Raw genomic sequence first — 20,764 nt, 5'->3', positions numbered from 1 at the left:
GAGGAGGGCGTCAGGCCGCCCGGCGCGCACGGCGCCAGCTCGCGCTGAAGCGCTGGTGCGCCTTGTCCATGTGGGCGTGCATCGCGGCGCGGGCGGCGTCGGCGTCGTGCGCGGCGATGGCGTCGAGCACCGTGCCGTGCTCGGCGATGGCCGCGCGCCACGAGGGCAGGGTCTCGAAGTGGCCGCCCAGGCGCGTGAAGATCGGCCCCCGGCGCGAGTCCCAGAAGCCCTGCACCGTCTCGGTCAGCACGACGTTGCCGCAGGCCGTGGCGATGGCGACGTGGAAGGCGCGGTCGCCGTCGAGCGGCATCACGTCGCGCTCGGCCAGTTCGCGCATCAGGGCGACGGCGCGCGCCATGGCGTCGAGGTCCTTGCGCCGGGCGCCAGCGGCGGCCAGCGCGGCCGTCTCGCCCTCGACCACGCGGCGCGCGCGGATCAGCTCCAGCGGCCCCCATTCGGTCGCGGCCACGCGCTCGGCGCTGCGGTGGGTGCGGTCCTGCACGTAGACGCCCGAGCCGGTGCGCACCTCGACCCAGCCCTCGACCTCCAGCGCGATCAGCGCCTCGCGCACCGACGGCCGGCTCACGCCGAGCTGGCGCGCCAGGTCGCGCTCGGCCGGCAGGCGCGCGCCGGCCTCGAACTCGCCCTGGCCGATCAGCGTGCGCAGCTGGTCGGCGATCTGGCGGTAGAGGCGTTGCGGTTCGATGGACTGGAGGGGCACGGCGGGTGGCTGCGGATCGGCACAGGGCTGGAAACGGGAGGTCCGGGGAGACGCCGGACCGCTTAAGGGTTGTCCTGAATTGGACAAGTGGTCAGGCCAATCCAGAATAAGTTTGCCGATGCCGAGCGGCCATCGGGCGAAACCCTTGAGCGCGACGCCGACCCCGCCGAACGCTTCTTCCTCCTTTTCCTCCCCTCGGCTTCTCGACTTTTCGGTCGCGCCATTCCTCTACCCGATCAAAGGACACACACACCATGCGACTCCAGGGAAAGACCGCCCTCGTCACCGCCGCCGGCCAGGGTATCGGCCGCGCCACCGCGCTCGCAATGGCGGCCGAGGGCGCCCAGGTCTGGGCGACCGACGTCAACGCCGAACTGCTCGGCAGCTACGCCGACACGCCCGGCATCCGCACGGCCGTGCTCGACGTGCTCGACCGCGTCGCCATCGACACGCTGGTGGCGTCCATGCCCAAGGTCGACGTGCTCTTCAACTGCGCCGGCGTCGTGCACGGCGGCACCGCGCTGGAGGCCACCGACGACGACCTCGACTTCGCCTTCGCCCTCAACGTGCGCGCGCAGTTCTGGACCATCCGCGCGGTGCTGCCGCGCATGCTGGAGGCCGGCGGCGGCAGCATCGTCAACATGGCCAGCGTGTGTTCCAGCATCAAGGGCCTGCCCAACCGCTGCGTCTACGGCACCACCAAGGCGGCGGTGCTGGGCCTGACCAAGAGCGTCGCGGCCGACTACGTGGGGCGCAACGTGCGCTGCAACGCGGTGTGCCCCGGCACGGTCGACACGCCCTCGCTGGCCGGGCGCATCAACGCCAGCGCCGACCCGGTGGCGGCACGTCAGGCCTTCATCGCGCGTCAGCCGCTCGGCCGCCTCGCGCAGGCGCACGAGATCGCGCCGCTGGTGGTGTTCCTCGCCAGCGACGACGCGGCCTTCGTCACCGGCCAGGCCTACTCGGTGGACGGCGGCATCACGATCTGATTCGGTGGGTCCGGTGCCGGGACGGCTTAGGCTCGCGGGCTTCTTCCACCCGAAACCAAGGAATCCCTGATGAAACTCGTGCGTTACGGCAAGCCCGGCAAGGAGAAGCCCGGCCTGATCGACGAGACCGGCCAGCTGCGCGACCTGAGCGCCGTCGTGTCCGACATCGGCCCCGACCAGCTCGGCGACGCCGCCCTGGCGAAGCTGCGCAAGCTCAAGGTCGAGAAGCTGCCGGCGGTGCGCGGCAGACCGCGCATGGGCAGCCCCGTCGCCCAGGTCGGCAAGTTCATCGCCATCGGCCTGAACTACGCCGACCACGCCGCCGAGTCGAACCTGCCGATCCCGGCCGAGCCGATCCTGTTCATGAAGGCCACCACCTGCATCCAGGGTCCGAACGACCCCGTGATGCTGCCCAAGGGCTCGGTCAAGAGCGACTGGGAGGTCGAGCTCGGCGTGGTCATCGGCACCCGGGCGCGCCACGTGTCGCAGAAGGAGGCGCTGAACTTCGTCGCCGGCTATTGCACCGTCAACGACGTCAGCGAGCGCGAGTACCAGATCGAGCGCGGCGGCACCTGGGACAAGGGCAAGGGCTGCGACACCTTCGGCCCGATCGGCCCCTGGCTGGTCACGCGCGACGAGGTGCCCAACCCGCAGAAGCTGTCGATGTGGCTCGACCTCAACGGGCGGCGCATGCAGACCGGCAGCACCAAGACCATGATCTTCGGCGTCGCCAAGATCGTGAGCTACGTGAGCCAGTTCATGACGCTGATGCCGGGCGACGTCATCACCACCGGCACGCCCCCGGGCGTCGGCCTGGGCATGAAGCCGCCGCTCTACCTCAAGAAGGGCGACGTGATGACGCTGGGCATCGAGGGCCTGGGCGAGCAGCGGCAGGACGTGGTGCCTTTCAAACTCTGATCCGCCGGCGACGCGTCCCATGGATGGGTGAGGACGGGCCGGGCGGAGGACGTGCGGGGAATCCCGCGCTTGCCGGACGAGTGTGAACTCCTGCAAAATAGAACGGTCGTTCTTTTTGTCGCAGACCGCCCTCGTTCCCTGTCCGGAGGCCCGCCATGTCCGTCGCTGCCCACGCCAACGTCTCCAACGCTCCCAACGCCTCCGGCACCCCTGCCGCACCCGTCCGCGCCCCGCAGAAGGGCCGCCAGACCAAGTCGGCCATCGTCGACGCGGCGCTGGCGCTGGCCGCGCAGATCGGCCTGGAGGGCCTGTCGATCGGCGCCATCGCCGAGGTCATGCAGATGAGCAAGTCGGGCGTCTTCGCGCACTTCGGCTCGCGCGAGGAGCTGCAGCTGTCGGTGGTGCGCGAATACCACCACCGCTTCGAGCAGGAAGTCTTCTACCCCGCGCTCGGCGCCCCGCGCGGCCTGCCGCGCCTGCGCGCGATGTTCGCCAACTGGATGCGGCGCACCTCCACCGAGATCGATTCGGGCTGCATCTACATCAGCGGCGCGGTGGAGTTCGACGACCGGCCCGGCCCGGTGCGCGACGCGCTGGCCGACTCCGTGAACATCTGGCTCGCGGCCATGACGCGGGCCGTCGTGCTCGCCCGCGAGGCCGGCCACCTGCGCGCCGACGCTGACGAGCGCCAGGTCGCCTTCGAGATCCACGCATTGATCCTGGCCCTGCACTACGAGGCGCGCTTCCTGCGCGCGCCGGGCTCGCTGGCGCGGGCCGAGGCCGGGTTCGACAACATCCTCTCGCGCCACGCCGCCGTGGCGTCCGAGCGCGTGCCGGGCCGCTGACGCCGAGGCGCCACCCGCGCGTGCCGTCCGCGCGCACGCCGGCCGCGTCCCCGGCCTCGCCCCCTCCCGTCGTCCCGTCTTCCTTCCCTTTCTTCCGTCTTTCCCGACACCTTTCCACGGAGCCTCCCCGATGCCTCTCTACACGCCACCCCTGCGCGACATGCAGTTCGTCCTGCACGAAGTCTTCGACGTCGCCAGCGAATTCAAGGCCATGCCGGCCCATGCCGAGACCGACGCCGACACCGTCAACGCCGTGCTGGAGGAAGCCGGCAAGTTCGCCGCCGAGGTGGCCTTCCCGCTCAACGCCGTCGGCGACGCCGAGGGCTGCGTGCTCGACCGCGCGACGCACGAGGTGAAGACGCCCCGGGGCTTCAAGGAAGCCTATGCGCAGTACGTCGAGGGCGGCTGGGCCGCGCTGTCGTGCGACACCGCGTACGGCGGCCAGGGCCTGCCGCTGGTGCTCAACCAGTGCCTCTACGAGATGCTCAACAGCGCCAACCAGGCCTGGACGATGTACCCCGGGCTCTCCCACGGCGCCTACGCCGCCCTGATCGCGCACGGCACCGAGGCGCAGAAGAAGACCTACCTGCCCAAGCTGGTCAGCGGCGAGTGGACCGGCACCATGTGCCTGACCGAACCCCAGTGCGGCACCGACCTGGGCCTGCTGCGCACCCGCGCCGAGCCCCAGCCCGACGGCACCTACCGCCTCACGGGCAACAAGATCTTCATCTCCGCCGGCGAGCACGACATGGCGCCGAACATCGTCCATCTGGTGCTGGCCCGGCTGCCGGACGCGCCGCGCGGCAGCAAGGGCATCAGCCTGTTCGCCGTGCCCAAGTTCCACGTGAACGAGGACGGCTCGCTCGGCGTGCGCAACCCGATCCACTGCGGGGGGCTCGAGCACAAGATGGGCATCCACGGCAACGCCACGGCGCAGATCGTGATGGAGGGCGCCGTCGGCACGCTGGTGGGCGAGCCGAACAAGGGCCTGCAGGCGATGTTCGTGATGATGAACGCGGCGCGCCTGGGCGTGGGCAACCAGTCGCTGGGCCTGACCGAGGTGGCCTACCAGAACGCCCTGGCCTATGCCAAGGACCGGCTGCAGATGCGCTCGCTCTCCGGCGTCAAGGCGAAGGACAAGGAGGCCGATCCGATCATCGTCCACCCCGACGTGCGCCGCATGCTGCTGACCGCCAAGGCGTACGCGGAGGGCGGCCGGGCGCTGCAGATCTTCTGCACGCTTCTGCTGGACAAGGAGCACCACCACCCCGACGAGCGCGTCCGCAAGGACAGCGGCGAGCTCGTCGCATTGCTCACGCCGATCGTCAAGGCCTTCATCACCGACAACGGCCACGTCGCCACCAACGCCTGCCTGCAGGTCTTCGGCGGCCACGGCTACATCCGCGAATGGGGCATGGAGCAGTTCGCGCGCGACAACCGCATCAACATGATCTACGAGGGCACCAACGCCATCCAGTCGCTCGACCTGCTGGGCCGCAAGATCCTGGGCAACAACGGCGCCACGCTGAAGAAGTTCGGCAAGCTGGTGGGCCGTCTGGTGGAGGAGGAGGGCGTCAACGAATCGATGGCCGAGTTCGTCAACCCGATCGCCGCGCTGGGCGACCAGCTGGTGAAGTTCACCACCGAGATCGGCTTCAAGGGCTCGCAGAACGCCGACGAGGTCGGCGCCGCGGCGGTCGACTACCTGCGCGTGGCGGGCCACTTCGTCTTCGGCTACCTGTTCGCCCGCATGGCGCAGGTCGCGCTGCGCCAGATCGACGCCGGCAGCACCGACGCGTTCTACGTCGCCAAGCTGCAGACGGCGCGCTTCTACTTCGCCCGCCTGTTCCCCGAGACCGCGTCGCTGATGCGCACCGCGCGCGCCGGCACCCGATCGCTGATGGACACCGACGAGGCCCTGGCATGACCGGCTCCTCGACGACGAGGGAACGCCGCACCGGCTGGCGCGCCGGGGCGCTGGCCCTCGCGCTCGCATTGCCGGGCGCGATGGCCTTCGCGCAGGCGACCCCGGTCGGCCTATGGCACAGCGTGGACGACAGGACCGGCGAGGTGAAGGGCGAGATCCGCATCGTCGAGCAGGGCGGCGCGCTCAGCGGGCGGCTGCAGCGCTCGCTGAAGAAGGACACCGCCGCCGACGCGGTCTGCGAGGCCTGCACCGACGACCGCAAGGGCCGGCCGATCACCGGCCTGGAGATCATCCGCGGCGGCCGCAAGGCCGACGGCCAGGATGTCTGGGAGGACGGCCGCATCCTCGACCCCGAGAACGGCAAGGAGTACCGCGCCCGCTTCACCCCGATCGACGGCGGCCGCCGGCTGGAGGTGCGCGGCTACCTCGGTCCCTTCTGGCGCACGCAGACCTGGACGCGCCAGGAATGACGTCCGCCGCCTCAACCCTCTCAATTCCGAATCCCGCCATGTCCAGATTCCAAGTCAAGAAGGTCGCCGTGCTCGGCGCCGGCGTGATGGGTGCGCAGATCGCCGCCCACCTCGTCAACGTGCGCGTGCCGGTGGTGCTGTTCGACCTCGCCGCCAAGGAAGGCCCGAGGAACGGCATCGTCACCCGCGCCGTCGAGGCGTTGAAGAAGCAGAAGCCCGCGCCGTTGGGCGACGTCGCCGACGCCGCGCTGATCGAGGTCGCCAACTACGACGACGACATCGCCCGCCTGGGCGAGTGCGACCTCGTCATCGAGGCCATCGCCGAGCGCATGGACTGGAAGAGCGACCTCTACCGCCGCATCGCGCCGCACGTCGCGCCGCACGCGCTGCTGGCGTCCAACACCTCGGGCCTGTCGGTGACGACCTTGAGCGAGGCATTGCCCGAGGCTCTGCGGCCGCGCTTCTGCGGCATCCACTTCTTCAACCCGCCGCGCTACATGTTCCTGGTCGAGCTGATCGACACGCCGGCCACCGGCGCCGACGTGCTCGACCGGCTCGAGGCCTTCGTCACCACCACGCTCGGCAAGGGCGTGGTGCGCGCGCACGACACGCCCAATTTCATCGCCAACCGCGTCGGCATCGCCGGCCTGCTGGCGACGGTGAAGGAGGCCGAGAAGTACGGCCTGACGCCCGACGTGGTCGACGACCTGACCGGCAAGAAGCTCGGCCGCGCCTCCTCGGGCACCTTCCGCACGGCCGACGTGGTGGGTCTGGACACCATGGCCCATGTGGTGAAGACATTGCAGGACCAGCTCGACGAGGCGAGCGACCCGTTCTACGGCAACTTCGCCACGCCGCCGGTGCTCGCGACCCTGCTGGAGCGCGGCTTCCTCGGCCAGAAGACCAAGGGCGGTTTCTACAAAAAAGTGGGGCGCGACATCCTGCGCTTCGACCCGGCGGCCGAGGGCGGCCAGGGCGGCTACGTGCCCGGTGGCGCCAAGGCCGACGAGGTCTACACCCGCATGCTGAAGAAGCCGGCCGGCGAGCGCCTGCGCCTGCTGCGCGAGGCCAAGGGGCCGCAGGGACGCTTCCTGTGGGCCATCCTGCGCGACGGCTTCCACTACGCCGCCGTGCACCTGACGACCATCGCCGAGAGCGCGCGCGATGTCGACTTCGCCTTGCGCTGGGGCTTCGGCATGAAGCAGGGGCCGTTCGAACTCTGGCAGGAGGCCGGCTGGGCGCAGGTCGCGCGCTGGGTGCAGGCGGACATCGACGCAGGCGAGGCGCTGAGCCGCGCGCCGCTGCCGGCCTGGGTGTTCGAGGGCCCGGTGGCCGAGGCCGGCGGCGTGCACACGCCCGAGGGCTCGTGGAGCGCCGCCGAGCAACGCTTCGTGCCGCTGCGCCGCCTGCCGGTGCACGCGCGCCAGCTGTTCCCGGAAAACGTGCTCGGCGCCGCCGCGCCCACGGCCGCCGAGTCCGGCACCACGATCGGCGAGGACGGCGACGTGCGCGTCTGGACGCTCGACGGCGAGGTGCTCATCGCCAGCATCACGTCGAAGATGCACGCCATCAGCCCCGACGTCGCCGAGGCGCTGGGCGCCGCCGTCGAGCTGGCCGAGGCCGAGTACCAGGGCCTGGTCATCTGGTCGCCGGATGATCTGTTCTCCGTCGGCGCCGACCTGCAGGCGATGCTGCCGGCCTTCGTGGTCGCCGGCGTCGGGGCGGTCGAGGGCGCGGAGGAGGAGCTGCAGAACGTGATGCTGAAGATCCGCTACGCCGCCGTGCCGGTGGTATCGGCCGTGCGCGGACTGGCGCTGGGCGGCGGCTGCGAGCTGGCCATGCATTCGGCCCGGCGCGTGGCGGCGATGGAGAGCTACATGGGGCTGGTGGAGGTCGGCGTCGGCCTGGTGCCGGGGGCGGGTGGCCTGACCTGCATCGCCCGCCGCGCGGCCGAGAACGCGGCGGCATCGACCGGCACCGACCTGCTGCCCTTCCTCACCGAGGGCTTCACCGCCGCGGCGATGGCCAAGGTCGGCACCGGCGCGCTGGACGCGAAGCGGCTGGGCTACCTGATCGAGGGCGACGTGATCGTGGCCCACAAGGACGAGCTGCTGCACGTCGCGCTGCAGCAGGTGCGGTCGATGGCCGACGCCGGCTGGCGCGCGCCGCCGCGCCGCCGCTTCCGCGTCGCCGGCCGCAGCGGCGCCGCGACCATCCGCGGCCAGCTGGTCAACCTGCGCGACGGCGGCTTCGCCAGCGCGCACGACTTCCACATCGCCGGACTGATCGCCCACGTGGTGACCGGCGGCGACGTCGACGCCGGCTCGCTGGTCACCGAGGAATACCTCATGGCGCTGGAACGCAAGGCCTTCTGCTCGCTCATCGTCCACCCCAAGACGCAGGAGCGGATCATGGGGATGCTGGGGACGGGCAAGCCGGTGAGGAATTGACCTCGCACGAGACGTCAGACGCATGAGCGACCACCCCAACCCGTCCGGTGCCGGTCTTGCTCCCTCTCCCGCTCGCGGGAGAGGGAGCAAGACCCAGTCCTCTGCAACCGGCTGTGGAGGGAGCAAGACGCAGTCCTCTGCCACCGGCTGCGGAGGAAGCAAGACACACATCAGGAGCATCCCCATGAAACAGATCCAGGACGCCTACGTCGTCGCCGCCACGCGCACGCCGATCGGCAGGTCGCATCGCGGGTTCTTCCGCAACACCCGGCCGGACGACCTGCTGGCCACGACGCTGCGCGCCGCGCTGGCGGCGGTGCCCTCGCTCGATCCGGCGGCCATCGAGGACATCGTCTGCGGCTGCGCGATCCCCGAGGCGCAGCAGGGCCTCAACGTGGCGCGCATCGCCGCCGTGCTCGCCGGGCTGCCGACCAGCGTCGGCGGCATCACGGTCAACCGTTTCTGCGCCTCGGGCCTGTCGGCGGTGCAGATGGCGGCCGACCGCATCCGCGTGGGCGAGGCCGACGTGATGATCGCCGCCGGCGTCGAGAGCATGAGCCTGGTGCCGATGATGGGCAATTCGCCCTCGCTGTCGCCGGCGATCTTCGAGCGCGAGGGCGACGTCGGCATCGCCTACGGCATGGGCCTGACGGCGGAGCAGGTCGCGCGGCGGTGGAAGGTCTCGCGCGCCGACCAGGACGCCTTCGCGCTGGCCTCGCACCAGAAGGCGCTGGCGGCGCAGCGCGCCGGCGAGTTCGCCGACGAGATCACGCCCGTCGAGGTGACCGACCGCGCGCCCGACCTGGACAGCGGCGAGTCGGTCGCCACCACGCGCACCGTCGACCTCGACGAGGGCGCCCGGCCCGACACGAGTCTCGAAGGGCTGGCGCGCCTGCGCACCGTGTTCGCCGCGCGCGGCACGGTCACGGCCGGCAACAGCTCGCAGACCTCCGACGGCGCCGGCGCGCTGATCCTGGCGAGCGAGGCGGCCGTGAAGCGCTTCGGCCTGACGCCGCTGGCGCGCTTCGCCGGCTTCGCCAGCCGGGGCGTGCCGCCGGAGGTGATGGGCATCGGCCCGGTCGAGGCGATCCCCGCCGTGCTGCGTCACGCCGGCCTCGCGCAGCAGGACCTCGACTGGATCGAGCTCAACGAGGCCTTCGCGGCGCAGTCGCTGGCGGTCATCCGCACGCTGGGGCTCGATCCGGCGAAGGTCAATCCGATGGGCGGCGCCATCGCGCTGGGCCACCCGCTGGGGGCGACCGGGGCTATCCGTTCGGCGACAGTGGTTCATGCGCTGCGGCGCAAGAATCTGAAGCACGGCATGGTCACGATGTGCGTGGGGATGGGGCAGGGGGCCGCCGCAGTATTCGAACGGGTCTGACGACCCGACCCCCAGTCTTCGCGCACTGCGTGTCGAAGAGTTGGCTCACCCCCAGGCTTGCTCACTTCGTGTGGCAGCGCCCACCCCCTTGCAGGGGGCAATGCCAACAGCCCGGCAAAGCCGGTTCTGCGGCATTCCTGGCAGGGCAGTGCGCCGCGAACGACATGGCTGAATCGAGGAAAACCGAAATGACGCAGCAATCACAGCATCCGTTCGACCGGGCCCTGGCGCTCGACCACAGCGACCTGCGCGCTGGGCTCTTCGCGGGCACGACGAGCATGGACTACTGGAACATGGTCGGGCCGTTCGGGGGTACGACGGCGGCGGTGGTGCTGCAGGCGGTGCTGCGGCATCCGGACCTGCTGGGGCTGCCGATCGCGCTGACGGTGAACTACGCCGCCGCGATCGAGGCCGGCGCCTTCGACGTGCAGGCCACGCCGGCGCGCACCAATCGCTCGACCCAGCACTGGACGGTGCAGATCACGCAGGCCGGCGCGAGCGGGGCGTCGCAGGTCACGACCACGGCCACGGTCGTGACGGCGGTGCGGCGCGAGACCTGGGGCGCGACCGACCTGGCCGTGCCCGAGGCGCCCGCGCCGCAGGCCGTCGAGCGCGTCACGATCGGCCCGGCCGGCGTGCCCTGGATCGAGCAGTACGAGATGCGGCCGATCAGCGGCGGCATCCCGGCGCGCTGGGACGGCGGCGGCGACCGCAGCGAGACGCTCCTGTGGGTGCGCGACGCCGTGCCGCGTGCGCTCGACTTCCCGGCGCTGGCCTCCATGAGCGACCTGTTCTACCCGCGCGTCTGGCTGCGCCGCGCGACGCGGGTGCCGGCGGGCACGGTGTCGATCACCACCTACTTCCACGCCGGCGCGGCCGAGCTGGCCGAGGTCGGCACCGGCCACCTGCTCGCGCGCGCCACCGGCCAGCAGTTCCGAAACGGCTTCTTCGACCAGGCCGCGCAGCTCTGGAGCGCGAGCGGCACGCTGCTGGCCACCAGCAGCCAGATCGTCTACTTCAAGGAATAGCGCCGCGGGGTCGCGCCGGACCGCGCGCGGCCGCCATCCCCGAAACTCGACCCGTCCCGACGGGCCCGCGACCCGTCATCCTTCCCGTTTCCTCCGTTCGAAAGCGACGCACTCCATGAGCGACATCCTCGTCCACACCGAAGCCGGCGTGATGACCCTGACCCTCAACCGGGTCGACAAGAAGAACTCCCTGACCGCGGCCATGTACGCCGCGCTCGCCGACGCGCTCGAGGGCGCCGTCGACGACGCGGCCGTGCGCGCGGTGCTGATCCAGGGCGACCCGGCGGTCTTCAGCGCCGGCAACGACATCGGCGACTTCCTGCGGGCATTGGCCAAGCAGGAAGAGGCCGACGACACCATCGCGCTGGACGAGCCGGTGTTCCGCTTCCTGCGCGGCCTGGCCGGCTTCCCGAAGCCCGTCGTGGCCGCCGTCTGCGGGCCGGCGGTGGGCATCGGCACCACGATGCTGCTGCACTGCGACCTGGTCTACGCCGGCGACAACGCGGCGTTCTCGATGCCTTTCGTCAACCTCGGCCTGTGCCCGGAGGCCGGGTCGAGCCTGCTGGTGCCGCAGATGCTCGGCCACCACCGGGCCGCCGAAGCCCTGCTGCTGGGCGATCCCTTCATGGCCGAGGCGGCCCTGGAGGTCGGCCTGGTCAACCGCATCGTGCCGCCGATGGAGGCCAACACCATCGCGCAGACGCAGGCGCGCCGCCTGGCGGCCAAGCCGCTCGCCGCGCTGATCGAGACCAAGCGCCTGCTCAAGCAGTCGAACCAGGCCGTGGTGTTCGAACGCATCGAGGAGGAAGCGCGCAGCTTCCGCCGCATGATGAAGGCGCCGGCCGCGCGCGAGGCCTTCGCGGCGTTCATGGAGAAGCGCAAGCCGGACTTCTACGGGCTGTGAGGGCCGCGCCGGGCCGACCCCGGCGGCGCCTCAGTCGCGCGGGATCGGTCGCGGGCGGCCGTGGTCGTCGATGGCGACGTAGGTGAAGGTGGCCTCGGTGACCTTGACGTAGGCGCCCTGGGCCAGGGCGCGCTCGGCGAAGACCTCGACGCTCACCGTGATGGAGGTGCGGCCGATGCGCAGCAGCTTGGAATAGAACGACAGGATGTCGCCCAGGCGCACCGGCTGCTTGAAGACGAACTCGTTGACGGCGACGGTGGCCATGCGGCCGCGCGCGTGGCGCACCGGGATGACCGAGGCGGCCATGTCGCAGTGGGCCATCACCCAGCCGCCGAAGATGTCGCCGTTGACGTTGCAGTCCTTGGGCATCGGGATCACCTTGAGCACCAGCTCCATGTCCAGCGGCAGGCTCTGGAGCGTGGCGTCGCGGCCGGCGGGGCTGGCCGTGGCGGCGGCGTGCGGCGGGGTCATCGGAGCGGGGGAGGCGGGCGGCAGGGAGGACATGGGCACAATCCGGAGCAAACAACACCCACGATTGTCCCTCCATGCGCCGCAGCGGCGAGGCGCCCTCGGCCGCCTCTTCTCCCCACCATTCCCCTTCCGCCCCCGGCTCCGAGCCCGCGCGCGCCGACCGCTCCGACGTGGCGACGCTGCGCCGGCTGCTGCCCTACCTGTGGCCCTACAAGTGGCGCGTGGCGGCGGCGCTGGCCTTCATGATCGGCGCCAAGGTCGCCAACGTGGGCGTGCCGGTGCTGCTCAAGCACCTGATCGACGCCATGACGCCCCGGCCCGACATGGCGCAGGCCCTGCTGGTGGTGCCGATCGGCCTGCTGGCGGCCTACGGCCTGCTGCGCTTCTCGACCTCGCTGTTCGGCGAACTGCGCGAGCTGGTCTTCGCCAAGGCGACCGAGGGCGCGTCGCGGCGCATCTCCCTGGAGGTGTTCGAGCACCTGCACGCCCTGAGCCTGCGCTTCCACCTGGAGCGCCAGACCGGTGGCATGACGCGCGACATCGAGCGCGGCACGCGCGGCGTGCATTCGCTGATCTCGATGTCCCTCTACAGCATCGTGCCCACGCTCATCGAGCTGACGCTGGTGCTGACCATCCTGGGCGTGAAGTTCGACATCCTGTTCGTCGTCATCACCGGCATCGCCTTGGTGCTCTACATCGGCTTCACCGTCACCGTGACCGAATGGCGCACGCAGTTCCGCAAGACCATGAACGAGCTCGACTCGGTGGCGCAGAGCCGCGCCGTCGACTCGCTCCTGAACTACGAGACCGTCAAGTACTTCAACAACGAAGCCTTCGAGGCCGGCCGCTACGACGCCAGCCTCGACCGCTACCGCAAGGCGGCCATCAAGAGCCAGCGCACGCTGTCGATGCTCAACACCGGCCAGCAGCTGCTCATCGCCGTCAGCCTGGTGCTGATGCTCTGGCGCGCGACCTCCGGCGTGGTGGAAGGGCGCATGACGCTGGGCGACCTGGTGATGGTCAACGCCTTCATGATCCAGCTCTACATCCCGCTGAACTTCCTCGGCGTGATCTACCGCGAGATCAAGCAGAGCCTGACCGACCTCGACAAGATGTTCGTGCTGCTGGAGAAGGACCGCGAGGTGCGCGACGCCCCCGACGCGCAGCCCCTGGCTCTACGCTCTCTCCCTCCGGGAGAGGGCGGGGGTGAGGGCCACGGCCTTCCCGTCGACGCCACCGTCCGCTTCGAGGACGTGAGCTTCGCCTACGACCCCGCCCGCCCCATCCTGAAGCACGTCAGCTTCGAGATCCCCGCCGGCAGGACCGTCGCCGTGGTCGGCCCGTCGGGCTCGGGCAAGTCGACGCTGGCGCGCCTGCTCTACCGCTTCTACGACGTGCAGCAGGGCCGCATCACCATCGGCGGCCAGGACATCCGGGTGGTCACGCAGGCCAGCGTGCGCGCGGCCATCGGCATCGTGCCGCAGGACACGGTGCTGTTCAACGACACGGTCGAATACAACATCGCCTACGGCCGGCCCGGCGCGTCGCACGACGAAGTCGTCGCCGCCGCGCAGGCCGCGCGCATCCACGACTTCATCGCCGCCACGCCGCGCGGCTACGAGACGACGGTGGGCGAGCGCGGGCTCAAGCTCTCGGGCGGCGAGAAGCAGCGCGTGGCCATCGCGCGCACGCTGCTGAAGAACCCGCCGATCGTGATCTTCGACGAGGCCACCTCGGCGCTCGACTCGGCCAACGAGCGCGCCATCCAGGCCGAACTGAAGAGCGCCGCGCAGGACAAGACCACGCTGGTGATCGCGCACCGCCTGTCCACCGTGGTCGAGGCGCACGAGATCCTGGTGCTGGAGGGCGGCGTGATCGTCGAGCGCGGCACGCACGCGCAGTTGCTGGCGAAGCAGGCGCGCTACGCCCGCATGTGGAACCTGCAGCGGGCCGAGTCCGGCGAGGTCCTCTGAGCACCCGTCCATTCATCGAAAGGAGCAAGGAACGCATGACGACGAAGATCCCGATGCTGAGCCTCGTCAGCCTGGCCGACGACCACCGCGCGTGGGTCGAGGCGGCGCACGAACTCACCTACGAACCCGACCCCGCCCGGCGCCGCGAGGCCGTGGCGGCCCACGCCGCGGAGGGCCGCATCGTCCTGACCAACGGCGCCACCGGCCTCACGGCCGAGGAGATCGCCGCGCTGCCGAAGCTCGAACTGGTCTGCACTCTGGGCGCGGGCTACGAGAACGTCGCGCTCGACGCGGCGCGCGCGCGCGGCGTCGTCGTGGCGACCGGCGCCGGCACCAACGAGGACTGCGTCGCCGACCACGCCCTGGGCCTGCTGATCGCCGCCGTGCGCGGCATCGGCCGGCTCGACGCGCAATGCCGCGCCGGCGTCTGGCGCGACCACATCCCGCTGCCGCCGCAGCTCTCGGGCCGCCGGCTGGGCATCCTCGGCCTGGGCGCCATCGGCCGCAAGATCGCCCGCCGCGCCGCCGCCTTCGACCTGGAGATCGGCTATCACAACCGCCGGCCGGTGACCGACGTCGGTTACCGCCATTTCGAGGACCTCGCGGCGCTCGCGGCCTGGGCCGACTTCCTGGTTGTCGCCACCCCCGGCGGCGCGGGCACGAAGCACCTGGTGGACGCCGCCGTGATCGAGGCGCTCGGCGCGCGGGGCGTGCTGGTGAACATCGCGCGCGGCAGCGTGGTCGACACGGCCGCGTTGGCCGACGCGCTGCGCGCGGGCCGGCTCGCCGGCGCCGGCCTCGACGTCTACGAGGGCGAACCGCGTCCGCCCGAGGCGCTGCTGGACCTGGACAACGTGATCCTCACGCCGCACGTCGCCGGCTGGTCGCCGGAGGCGATGGGCGCATCGGTGCGGCGCGTGCTGGCCAACGCCGAAGGGCATTTCTCGGGGCGCGGGGCGGTGTCGGTGGTCGGTTGAGGTCCCGATAATCCGGCCCCATGGAAACCAAGTGGCTCGAGGATTTCGTCAGCCTGGCCGAGACGCGCAGCTTCAGCCGCTCGGCGCAACTGCGCCACGTCACGCAGCCGGCGTTCTCGCGCCGCATCCAGGCGCTGGAGGGCTGGGCCGGCACCGACCTGGTCGACCGCAGCTCCTATCCGACGCGCCTGACGCCGGCCGGCCAGACGCTCTACAGCCAGGCCATCGAGATGCTGCAGGGCCTGCAGAGCACGCGCGCCATGCTGCGCGGACACTCGGCCACCTCGCACGACGTCATCGAGTTCGCGGTGCCGCACACGCTGGCGCTGAACTTCTTCCCGGCCTGGGTCAGCACCCTGCGCGAGCACTTCGGGCCGATGCGCAGCCGCCTGATGGCGCTCAACGTGCACGACGCCATGCTGCGCCTGATCGAGGGCGGCTGCGATCTGCTCATCGCCTATCAGCATCCGTCGCAGCCTTTGCAGCTCGACGCCGGGCGCTACGAGACGGTGCGCCTGGGCAGCGAGGTCGTGGCGCCGTGGGTCAAGCCCGACGCCGGCGGCGCGCCGCGCTTCAGGCTGCCCGGCCGTCCGGGCCAGCCGCTGCCCTACCTGGGCTATGCGCCCGGCGCCTACCTCGGCGGCGTGGTCGACCAGCTCATCAAGGACTCCGACATCCCGATCCACCTCGACCGCGTCTACGAGACCGACATGTCCGAGGGCCTGAAGGCGATGGCGCTCGAGGGCCACGGCATCGCCTTCCTGCCGCAGAACGCGGTGCGCAAGGAGGTCCGCCAGCGCACGCTGGTGAGCGCCTTGCCGCCGGAGATCGGCCACCTGGAGGCGACCCTGGAGATCCGCGCCTACCGGGCGCGACCGATCGCCGCGACCCCGAAACCCGCCCGCGCGGGCGGTCGCGGCACCGACATGCAGATCTCGCATGGGGCCGGGAGCGTCATGCCGATGTCGCATGGCAGTCGCGCCGTCGACACACTCTGGGCGCACCTGCTGGCCACGCAGCCGCCGGCGACGTCCTGAAACGGGTCTCGCGGCGCTTCCGAGGCCGCCGGCAGGGTCGGATGCCCGACGCGGGCACAAAGACTGCTTAGCATGAAAAGACAGTGCAGCGACACCGCCATGCACCCATAAGGCGCGCGGCGATGTCGGATCAGGGGCCTCGGCGCGCATTCCGTGCACCAAGGCGGCGCACCAAGGGCCATTTCGTGGGTTCTCGCGGGTATTCCCGCAGATTCCGATGTCTAGAATTCCCGTTGCATGTCCGTCTCACCCACTCAGGAGTTTTCCGCATGAAGAAGCAATTACTGGCGATGGCCATCACGGCGCTGGCCGCGGGCGGCGCGTTCGCCCAAGCCAACGACACGCTCGCCAAGATCAAGGCATCGGGCGTGATCACGGAAGGCGTGCGCGAGTCCTCCGGCCTGTCCTACACGCTGGGCAACGGCCAATACACCGGCTTCCACTACGACATCTGCGCCAACATCATCAAGGACCTGGAGAAGGCCGTCGGCAAGAAGCTCGAGACCAAGTACCAGCCGGTGACCTCGCAGAACCGCGTGCCGCTGGTGCAGAACGGCACCGTCGACCTCGAGTGCGGTTCGACCACCAACAACGCCACGCGCGCCAAGGACGTGTCCTTCGCCGTCACGACCTACGTCGAGGAAGTGCGCATCGCGGTCAAGGCCAACTCCGGCATCACCGGCATCAAGGACCTCAACGGCAAGACCGTCGCCACCACCACCGGCACGACCTCGGTGCAGACGCTGCGCAAGAACGAGCGCGCCGGCGGCATCGACTTCAAGGAGCTCTACGGCAAGGACCACTCCGACAGCTTCCTGCTGCTCGAATCCGGCCGCGCCGACGCCTTCGTGATGGACGGCTCGATCCTGGCGTCGAACATCGCCAAGTCGAAGGCCCCGGCCGAGTACAAGCTCGTGGGCGAGGTGCTGAGCGTCGAACCCATCGCGATCATGATCCGCAAGGACGACGCCGCCTTCAAGAAGGCCGTGGACGACAGCATCAAGGGCCAGATCAAGAGCGGCGAACTCAACAAGCTCTGGGACAAGTGGTTCCTCAAGCCGATCCCGCCGGCCAACGTGACGATCGGCCTGCCGCTGTCGGACGCCACCAAGAACGCCTGGGCGAACCCGAACGACAAGCCGATGGAAGACTACGCCGCGAAGAAGTGATCCGCGCGCCGATGCATTGAGGCCAACGCCCGCCATCCCCGGCGGGCGTTTGCTTTGAGCCGGCGCCGCCCCGACGACGAACCACAACGACAACGACGACGCGAAGGAGTATCCCCATGGGATCGAACTGGGATTGGCAGGTCTATTTGCAGGACCCGGGCGGGAAGTACCCGACCTACTGGGAATGGATGCTCTCGGCCTGGGGCTGGACGGTGTCGGTCGCGCTGCTGGCGCTGATCGTCGCCCTGGTGCTGGGCTCGCTGGTGGGCATCATCCGCACGCTGCCCGACAGCCCGTGGCTGGTGCGCCTGGGCAATGCCTGGGTGGAGCTGTTCCGCAACATTCCGCTGCTGGTGCAGATCTTCCTCTGGTACCACGTCATCCCGGCGGTGCTGCCGTTCATGAAGGACGTGCCGAGCATCGTGCTGGTGGTGCTGGCGCTGGGCTTCTTCACGTCGGCGCGGATCGCCGAGCAGGTGCGCTCGGGCATCCAGGCGCTGCCCAAGGGCCAGCGCTACGCGGGCATGGCGGTGGGCTTCACCACGGCGCAGTACTACCGCTACGTCATCCTGCCGATGGCCTACCGCATCATCATCCCGCCGCTCACCAGCGAGACCATGAACATCTTCAAGAACTCGTCGGTCGCCTTCGCCGTGTCGGTGCCCGAGCTGACGATGTTCTTCATCCAGTCGAGCGAGGAGACCTCGCGACCCATCGAGATGTTCCTGGGCGTCACGGCGCTCTACATCGTCTCGGCCTTCGCGATCAACCGGCTCATGGCCTTCATCGAGAAGCGCTCGCGCGTGCCGGGCTTCATCGTCTCGGCCTCGGGCGGGGGCCACTGACATGAGCAATCTCGACTTTTCGTTCTACAACTGGGACGTCATCAGCAAGTTCGTGCTGAACGGGCTGTACTTCAGCGTCGTCCTGACCATCGTCGCCACCCTCGGCGGCATCTTCTTCGGCACCCTGCTCGCGCTCATGCGCCTGTCGGGCAAGAAGTGGCTGGACATGCCCGCGGCCGTCTACGTCAACGGCATGCGCAGCGTGCCGCTGGTGATGGTGATCCTGGGCTTCTTCCTGCTGGTGCCCTTCGCCATCGGGCGGCCCATCGGCGCCGAGGGTTCGGCGGTGATCACCTTCATCGCCTTCGAGGCGGCCTACTTCAGCGAGATCATGCGCGCGGGCATCCAGTCGATCCCGCGCGGCCAGGTCAACGCCGGCCTGGCCGTGGGCATGACCTACGGCCAGAACATGAAGCTGGTGGTGCTGCCGCAGGCGTTCCGCAACATGCTGCCGGTGCTGTTGACGCAGACCATCATCCTGTTCCAGGACACCTCGCTGGTCTACGCCATCGGCGCCTACGACCTGCTCAAGGGCATCGAGACGGCCGGCAAGAACTACGGCCGCCCGATCGAGGCCTACCTGCTCGCGGCGGTCGTCTATTTCGTCATGTGCTACGTGCTGTCGTACTTCGTCAAGCGGCTTCACAAGAAGATCGCGATTATTCGGTGACCGGCACCCCCAGACAGGAGTTTCAAAAATGATCGAAATCAAGAACGTTTCCAAGTGGTACGGCCCGGTGCAGGTGCTCAACGACTGTTCGGTGAGCATCGGCAAGGGCGACGTGGTGGTGGTGTGCGGGCCCTCGGGCTCGGGCAAGTCCACGCTCATCAAGACCGTGAACGCGCTCGAGCCCTTCCAGAAGGGCGAGATCACGGTCAACGGCATCGCGCTGCACGACCCCAAGACCAACCTGCCCAAGCTGCGCTCCAAGGTCGGCATGGTGTTCCAGCACTTCGAGCTGTTCCCGCACCTGTCGGTGACGGAGAACCTGACGATCGCGCAGATCAAGGTGCTCGGCCGCAAGCCCGACGAGGCCAAGACGCGCGGCCTGAAGATGCTCGACCGCGTGGGCCTGATGGCGCACAAGGACAAGTTCCCCGGCCAGCTCTCCGGCGGTCAGCAGCAGCGCGTGGCGATCGCCCGCGCGCTGTCGATGGACCCGATCGTCATGCTGTTCGACGAACCCACCTCGGCGCTCGACCCCGAGATGGTGGGCGAGGTCCTCGACGTCATGGTGAGCCTGGCCAAGGAAGGCATGACCATGATGTGCGTGACGCACGAGATGGGCTTCGCGCGCAAGGTCGCCAGCCGCGTGATCTTCATCGACGTCGGCGGGCGCATCCTGGAGGACTGCTCGAAGGACGAGTTCTTCAGCCATCCCGAGAACCGCCAGCCGCGCACCAAGGAATTCTTGAACAAGATCCTGCAGCACTGAGGTCGCGCGCCCGGGCGCCCCGCCCGTCGCGTCCCGTCACGACGAGGCCCCGCATCGCGGGGCTTTTTCTTGGCCGCCCCCGTTCCATCCGGGAGGGCACGGCGTCGAGACGCGACGCTGGCCGCGCGCGGAGGCCGCCGCCGCGACCGATGCCGCGTGGAGACGGCGATCGCCAGGGCGTGGGCACGCGCCGGGAGCGCCGAGACGGCCTCGGCGCCGCTTCGGGTCGGCACGGACGTCGACTGCTCGCTCGGTCAGCCGGTGCGGCGCCGCGCGCGGCCGCCGGTCCGGCCGACCGGCAGCTCCAGTTGGTCCTCGAAATGGCTCCACAGCGCATCGCGGCGCTGCAGCGCGTCCGACACCGCCTGGCCGCGCAGCTGCGCCACCGCCGACACCAGCGCGTTGCACAGGAAGAAGGCGGCCGTGTACGAACGGAACGGCGACGCGTTGGCCGTGTGCACCTGGATCCAGGCGTCCGAGCACGCGGCGAGCGGCGCGGCCGGGCCGTCGACGATCGCGAACACCCGGGCGCCCGCCTCGCGGAAGCGCTGCGCGACACGCGCCGGGCCGGCCGCGTAGCGCCGGATGCTGAAGGCCAGCAGCACGTCGTCCGGAGCGATCCACAGCAGCTCGTCGGTCGCGGCGGTCGCGCCCGCGCCCAGCTGCTGCACCCGTGGCCGGCACATGTTGAGGTGCAGGGCCAGCCAGCCGGCGACGGGGGCGCTGTTGAGCTGGGCGAAGACGAACACGCGGCCCTCGGGCTTGGCGAGCCGCGTGGCGATGGCCTCGAAGGCGACGCCGTCGAGCCCGTCGCGCGTCGCGGCCAGGTTGCGCTGGTCGTGGGCCGCCGCGTCGTCCACGCACTCGCGCAGGCTGCGCCGGGTGCCCAGCGCGGCCGGTGCCCGCTGGCCGGCCGTCTGCAGCAGCGAGGCGACCTCCTCGCGCGCCTCCTTCTGCGCCTGCGCATAGCTCTCGTAGCCGAGCTTGGCAAACAGCCGCACCACGGTCGAGGCGCTGGTGCCGGTGCGCGACGCCAATGCGGTGGCGGAGTCGAGGAGCGCGTGGGGCCAACCGTCGGTCAGGGCCTGTGCGAGGCCGCGTTCGCTGCCGGTGAGGGCGGCCCCATGGCGCGACAGGCGTTCGGGCAGCAACCGGTTCTGCAATGAATTCGTCATTTATCGTCTCGTTTTTGCAATGCTAATTGCAGAATGACCCGAAGAATG

19 protein-coding genes are annotated in these 20,764 nt (G+C 70.1%); 16 read left to right on the top strand and 3 right to left on the bottom strand.

The genetic code is table 11. From position 1 onward, the window contains the following. Positions 1-10: 10 nt before the first annotated feature. Entirely contained in the window at positions 11-721 is a 711-nt protein-coding gene (locus ABID77_RS09795) for a FadR/GntR family transcriptional regulator (RefSeq protein WP_429594419.1), read from the bottom strand. Positions 722-975: 254 nt separating this feature from the next. Between ABID77_RS09795 and ABID77_RS09790 the strand changes: the two genes are divergently transcribed. From ABID77_RS09790 to ABID77_RS09750, 9 genes are all read left to right on the top strand, one after another. Then, entirely contained in the window at positions 976-1,710 is a 735-nt protein-coding gene (locus tag ABID77_RS09790) for an SDR family oxidoreductase (RefSeq protein ID WP_429594416.1), read from the top strand. 69 nt (positions 1,711-1,779) lie between these two features. Further along, a complete protein-coding gene (locus tag ABID77_RS09785; RefSeq protein WP_429594413.1) occupies positions 1,780-2,628 on the top strand; it encodes a fumarylacetoacetate hydrolase family protein in 849 nt (282 codons plus the stop codon). 155 nt (positions 2,629-2,783) lie between these two features. After that, complete coding sequence (locus ABID77_RS09780) at positions 2,784-3,473, top strand: TetR/AcrR family transcriptional regulator (protein WP_429594410.1); 690 nt, start codon at positions 2,784-2,786, stop codon at positions 3,471-3,473. 130 nt (positions 3,474-3,603) lie between these two features. Next, entirely contained in the window at positions 3,604-5,400 is a 1,797-nt protein-coding gene (locus ABID77_RS09775) for an acyl-CoA dehydrogenase C-terminal domain-containing protein (protein WP_429594408.1), read from the top strand. An 80-nt stretch (positions 5,401-5,480) separates the two neighbouring features. Beyond that, on the top strand, positions 5,481-5,870 hold the full coding sequence (locus ABID77_RS09770; protein WP_429594790.1) for a DUF2147 domain-containing protein: 390 nt from the start codon (positions 5,481-5,483) through the stop codon (positions 5,868-5,870). A gap of 38 nt (positions 5,871-5,908) precedes the next feature. Beyond that, positions 5,909-8,320, top strand: coding sequence for a 3-hydroxyacyl-CoA dehydrogenase/enoyl-CoA hydratase family protein (locus ABID77_RS09765; RefSeq protein ID WP_429594405.1), 2,412 nt, complete (start codon positions 5,909-5,911; stop codon positions 8,318-8,320). A gap of 184 nt (positions 8,321-8,504) precedes the next feature. Beyond that, the gene (locus ABID77_RS09760) at positions 8,505-9,701 is read left to right on the top strand and encodes an acetyl-CoA C-acyltransferase (RefSeq protein WP_429594402.1); all 1,197 of its coding nucleotides are present in this window, start codon (positions 8,505-8,507) and stop codon (positions 9,699-9,701) included. Positions 9,702-9,889: 188 nt separating this feature from the next. Then, complete coding sequence (locus ABID77_RS09755) at positions 9,890-10,729, top strand: acyl-CoA thioesterase (RefSeq protein WP_429594399.1); 840 nt, start codon at positions 9,890-9,892, stop codon at positions 10,727-10,729. A gap of 115 nt (positions 10,730-10,844) precedes the next feature. Next, positions 10,845-11,633, top strand: coding sequence for an enoyl-CoA hydratase (locus ABID77_RS09750; protein ID WP_429594396.1), 789 nt, complete (start codon positions 10,845-10,847; stop codon positions 11,631-11,633). A gap of 30 nt (positions 11,634-11,663) precedes the next feature. On the opposite strand, the gene ABID77_RS09745 is transcribed toward ABID77_RS09750, so the two are convergent. Continuing rightward, the gene (locus ABID77_RS09745) at positions 11,664-12,104 is read right to left on the bottom strand and encodes an acyl-CoA thioesterase (protein WP_429594788.1); all 441 of its coding nucleotides are present in this window, start codon (positions 12,102-12,104) and stop codon (positions 11,664-11,666) included. Between the two features lie 74 nt (positions 12,105-12,178). Between ABID77_RS09745 and ABID77_RS09740 the strand changes: the two genes are divergently transcribed. The 7 genes from ABID77_RS09740 to ABID77_RS09710 all read left to right on the top strand — a co-directional run bounded on the left by ABID77_RS09740 (position 12,179) and on the right by ABID77_RS09710 (position 19,541). Next, on the top strand, positions 12,179-14,077 hold the full coding sequence (locus ABID77_RS09740) for an ABCB family ABC transporter ATP-binding protein/permease (RefSeq protein ID WP_429594393.1): 1,899 nt from the start codon (positions 12,179-12,181) through the stop codon (positions 14,075-14,077). A gap of 35 nt (positions 14,078-14,112) precedes the next feature. Then, a complete protein-coding gene (locus ABID77_RS09735) occupies positions 14,113-15,054 on the top strand; it encodes a 2-hydroxyacid dehydrogenase (protein WP_429594390.1) in 942 nt (313 codons plus the stop codon). Positions 15,055-15,074: 20 nt separating this feature from the next. Then, complete coding sequence (locus ABID77_RS09730) at positions 15,075-16,091, top strand: LysR family transcriptional regulator (protein ID WP_429594387.1); 1,017 nt, start codon at positions 15,075-15,077, stop codon at positions 16,089-16,091. Positions 16,092-16,360: 269 nt separating this feature from the next. Beyond that, positions 16,361-17,260 carry a transporter substrate-binding domain-containing protein gene (locus ABID77_RS09725; protein ID WP_429594385.1) on the top strand — a complete coding sequence of 300 codons (900 nt, stop codon included), beginning with the start codon at positions 16,361-16,363 and terminating at the stop codon, positions 17,258-17,260. A gap of 116 nt (positions 17,261-17,376) precedes the next feature. Continuing rightward, positions 17,377-18,105 (top strand): amino acid ABC transporter permease, encoded by a 729-nt coding sequence (locus ABID77_RS09720; RefSeq protein WP_429594382.1) that lies wholly within the window; start codon positions 17,377-17,379, stop codon positions 18,103-18,105. A 1-nt stretch (position 18,106) separates the two neighbouring features. Further along, the gene (locus tag ABID77_RS09715; RefSeq protein ID WP_429594379.1) at positions 18,107-18,775 is read left to right on the top strand and encodes an amino acid ABC transporter permease; all 669 of its coding nucleotides are present in this window, start codon (positions 18,107-18,109) and stop codon (positions 18,773-18,775) included. Positions 18,776-18,803: 28 nt separating this feature from the next. Beyond that, complete coding sequence (locus ABID77_RS09710; RefSeq protein WP_429594376.1) at positions 18,804-19,541, top strand: amino acid ABC transporter ATP-binding protein; 738 nt, start codon at positions 18,804-18,806, stop codon at positions 19,539-19,541. Between the two features lie 254 nt (positions 19,542-19,795). Here the strand turns inward: ABID77_RS09710 and ABID77_RS09705 are convergent, their stop codons facing one another. After that, a complete protein-coding gene (locus ABID77_RS09705; protein ID WP_429594373.1) occupies positions 19,796-20,716 on the bottom strand; it encodes a MurR/RpiR family transcriptional regulator in 921 nt (306 codons plus the stop codon). Positions 20,717-20,764: the final 48 nt, after the last annotated feature.

Origin of the sequence: Variovorax sp. PvP013 (assembly GCF_050435945.1) — a bacterium.
Lineage (GTDB): Bacteria > Pseudomonadota > Gammaproteobacteria > Burkholderiales > Burkholderiaceae_C > Variovorax.
The sequence above is the reverse complement of the archived record's forward strand: the minus strand, read 5'-3'. Positions and strand labels throughout refer to the sequence as shown.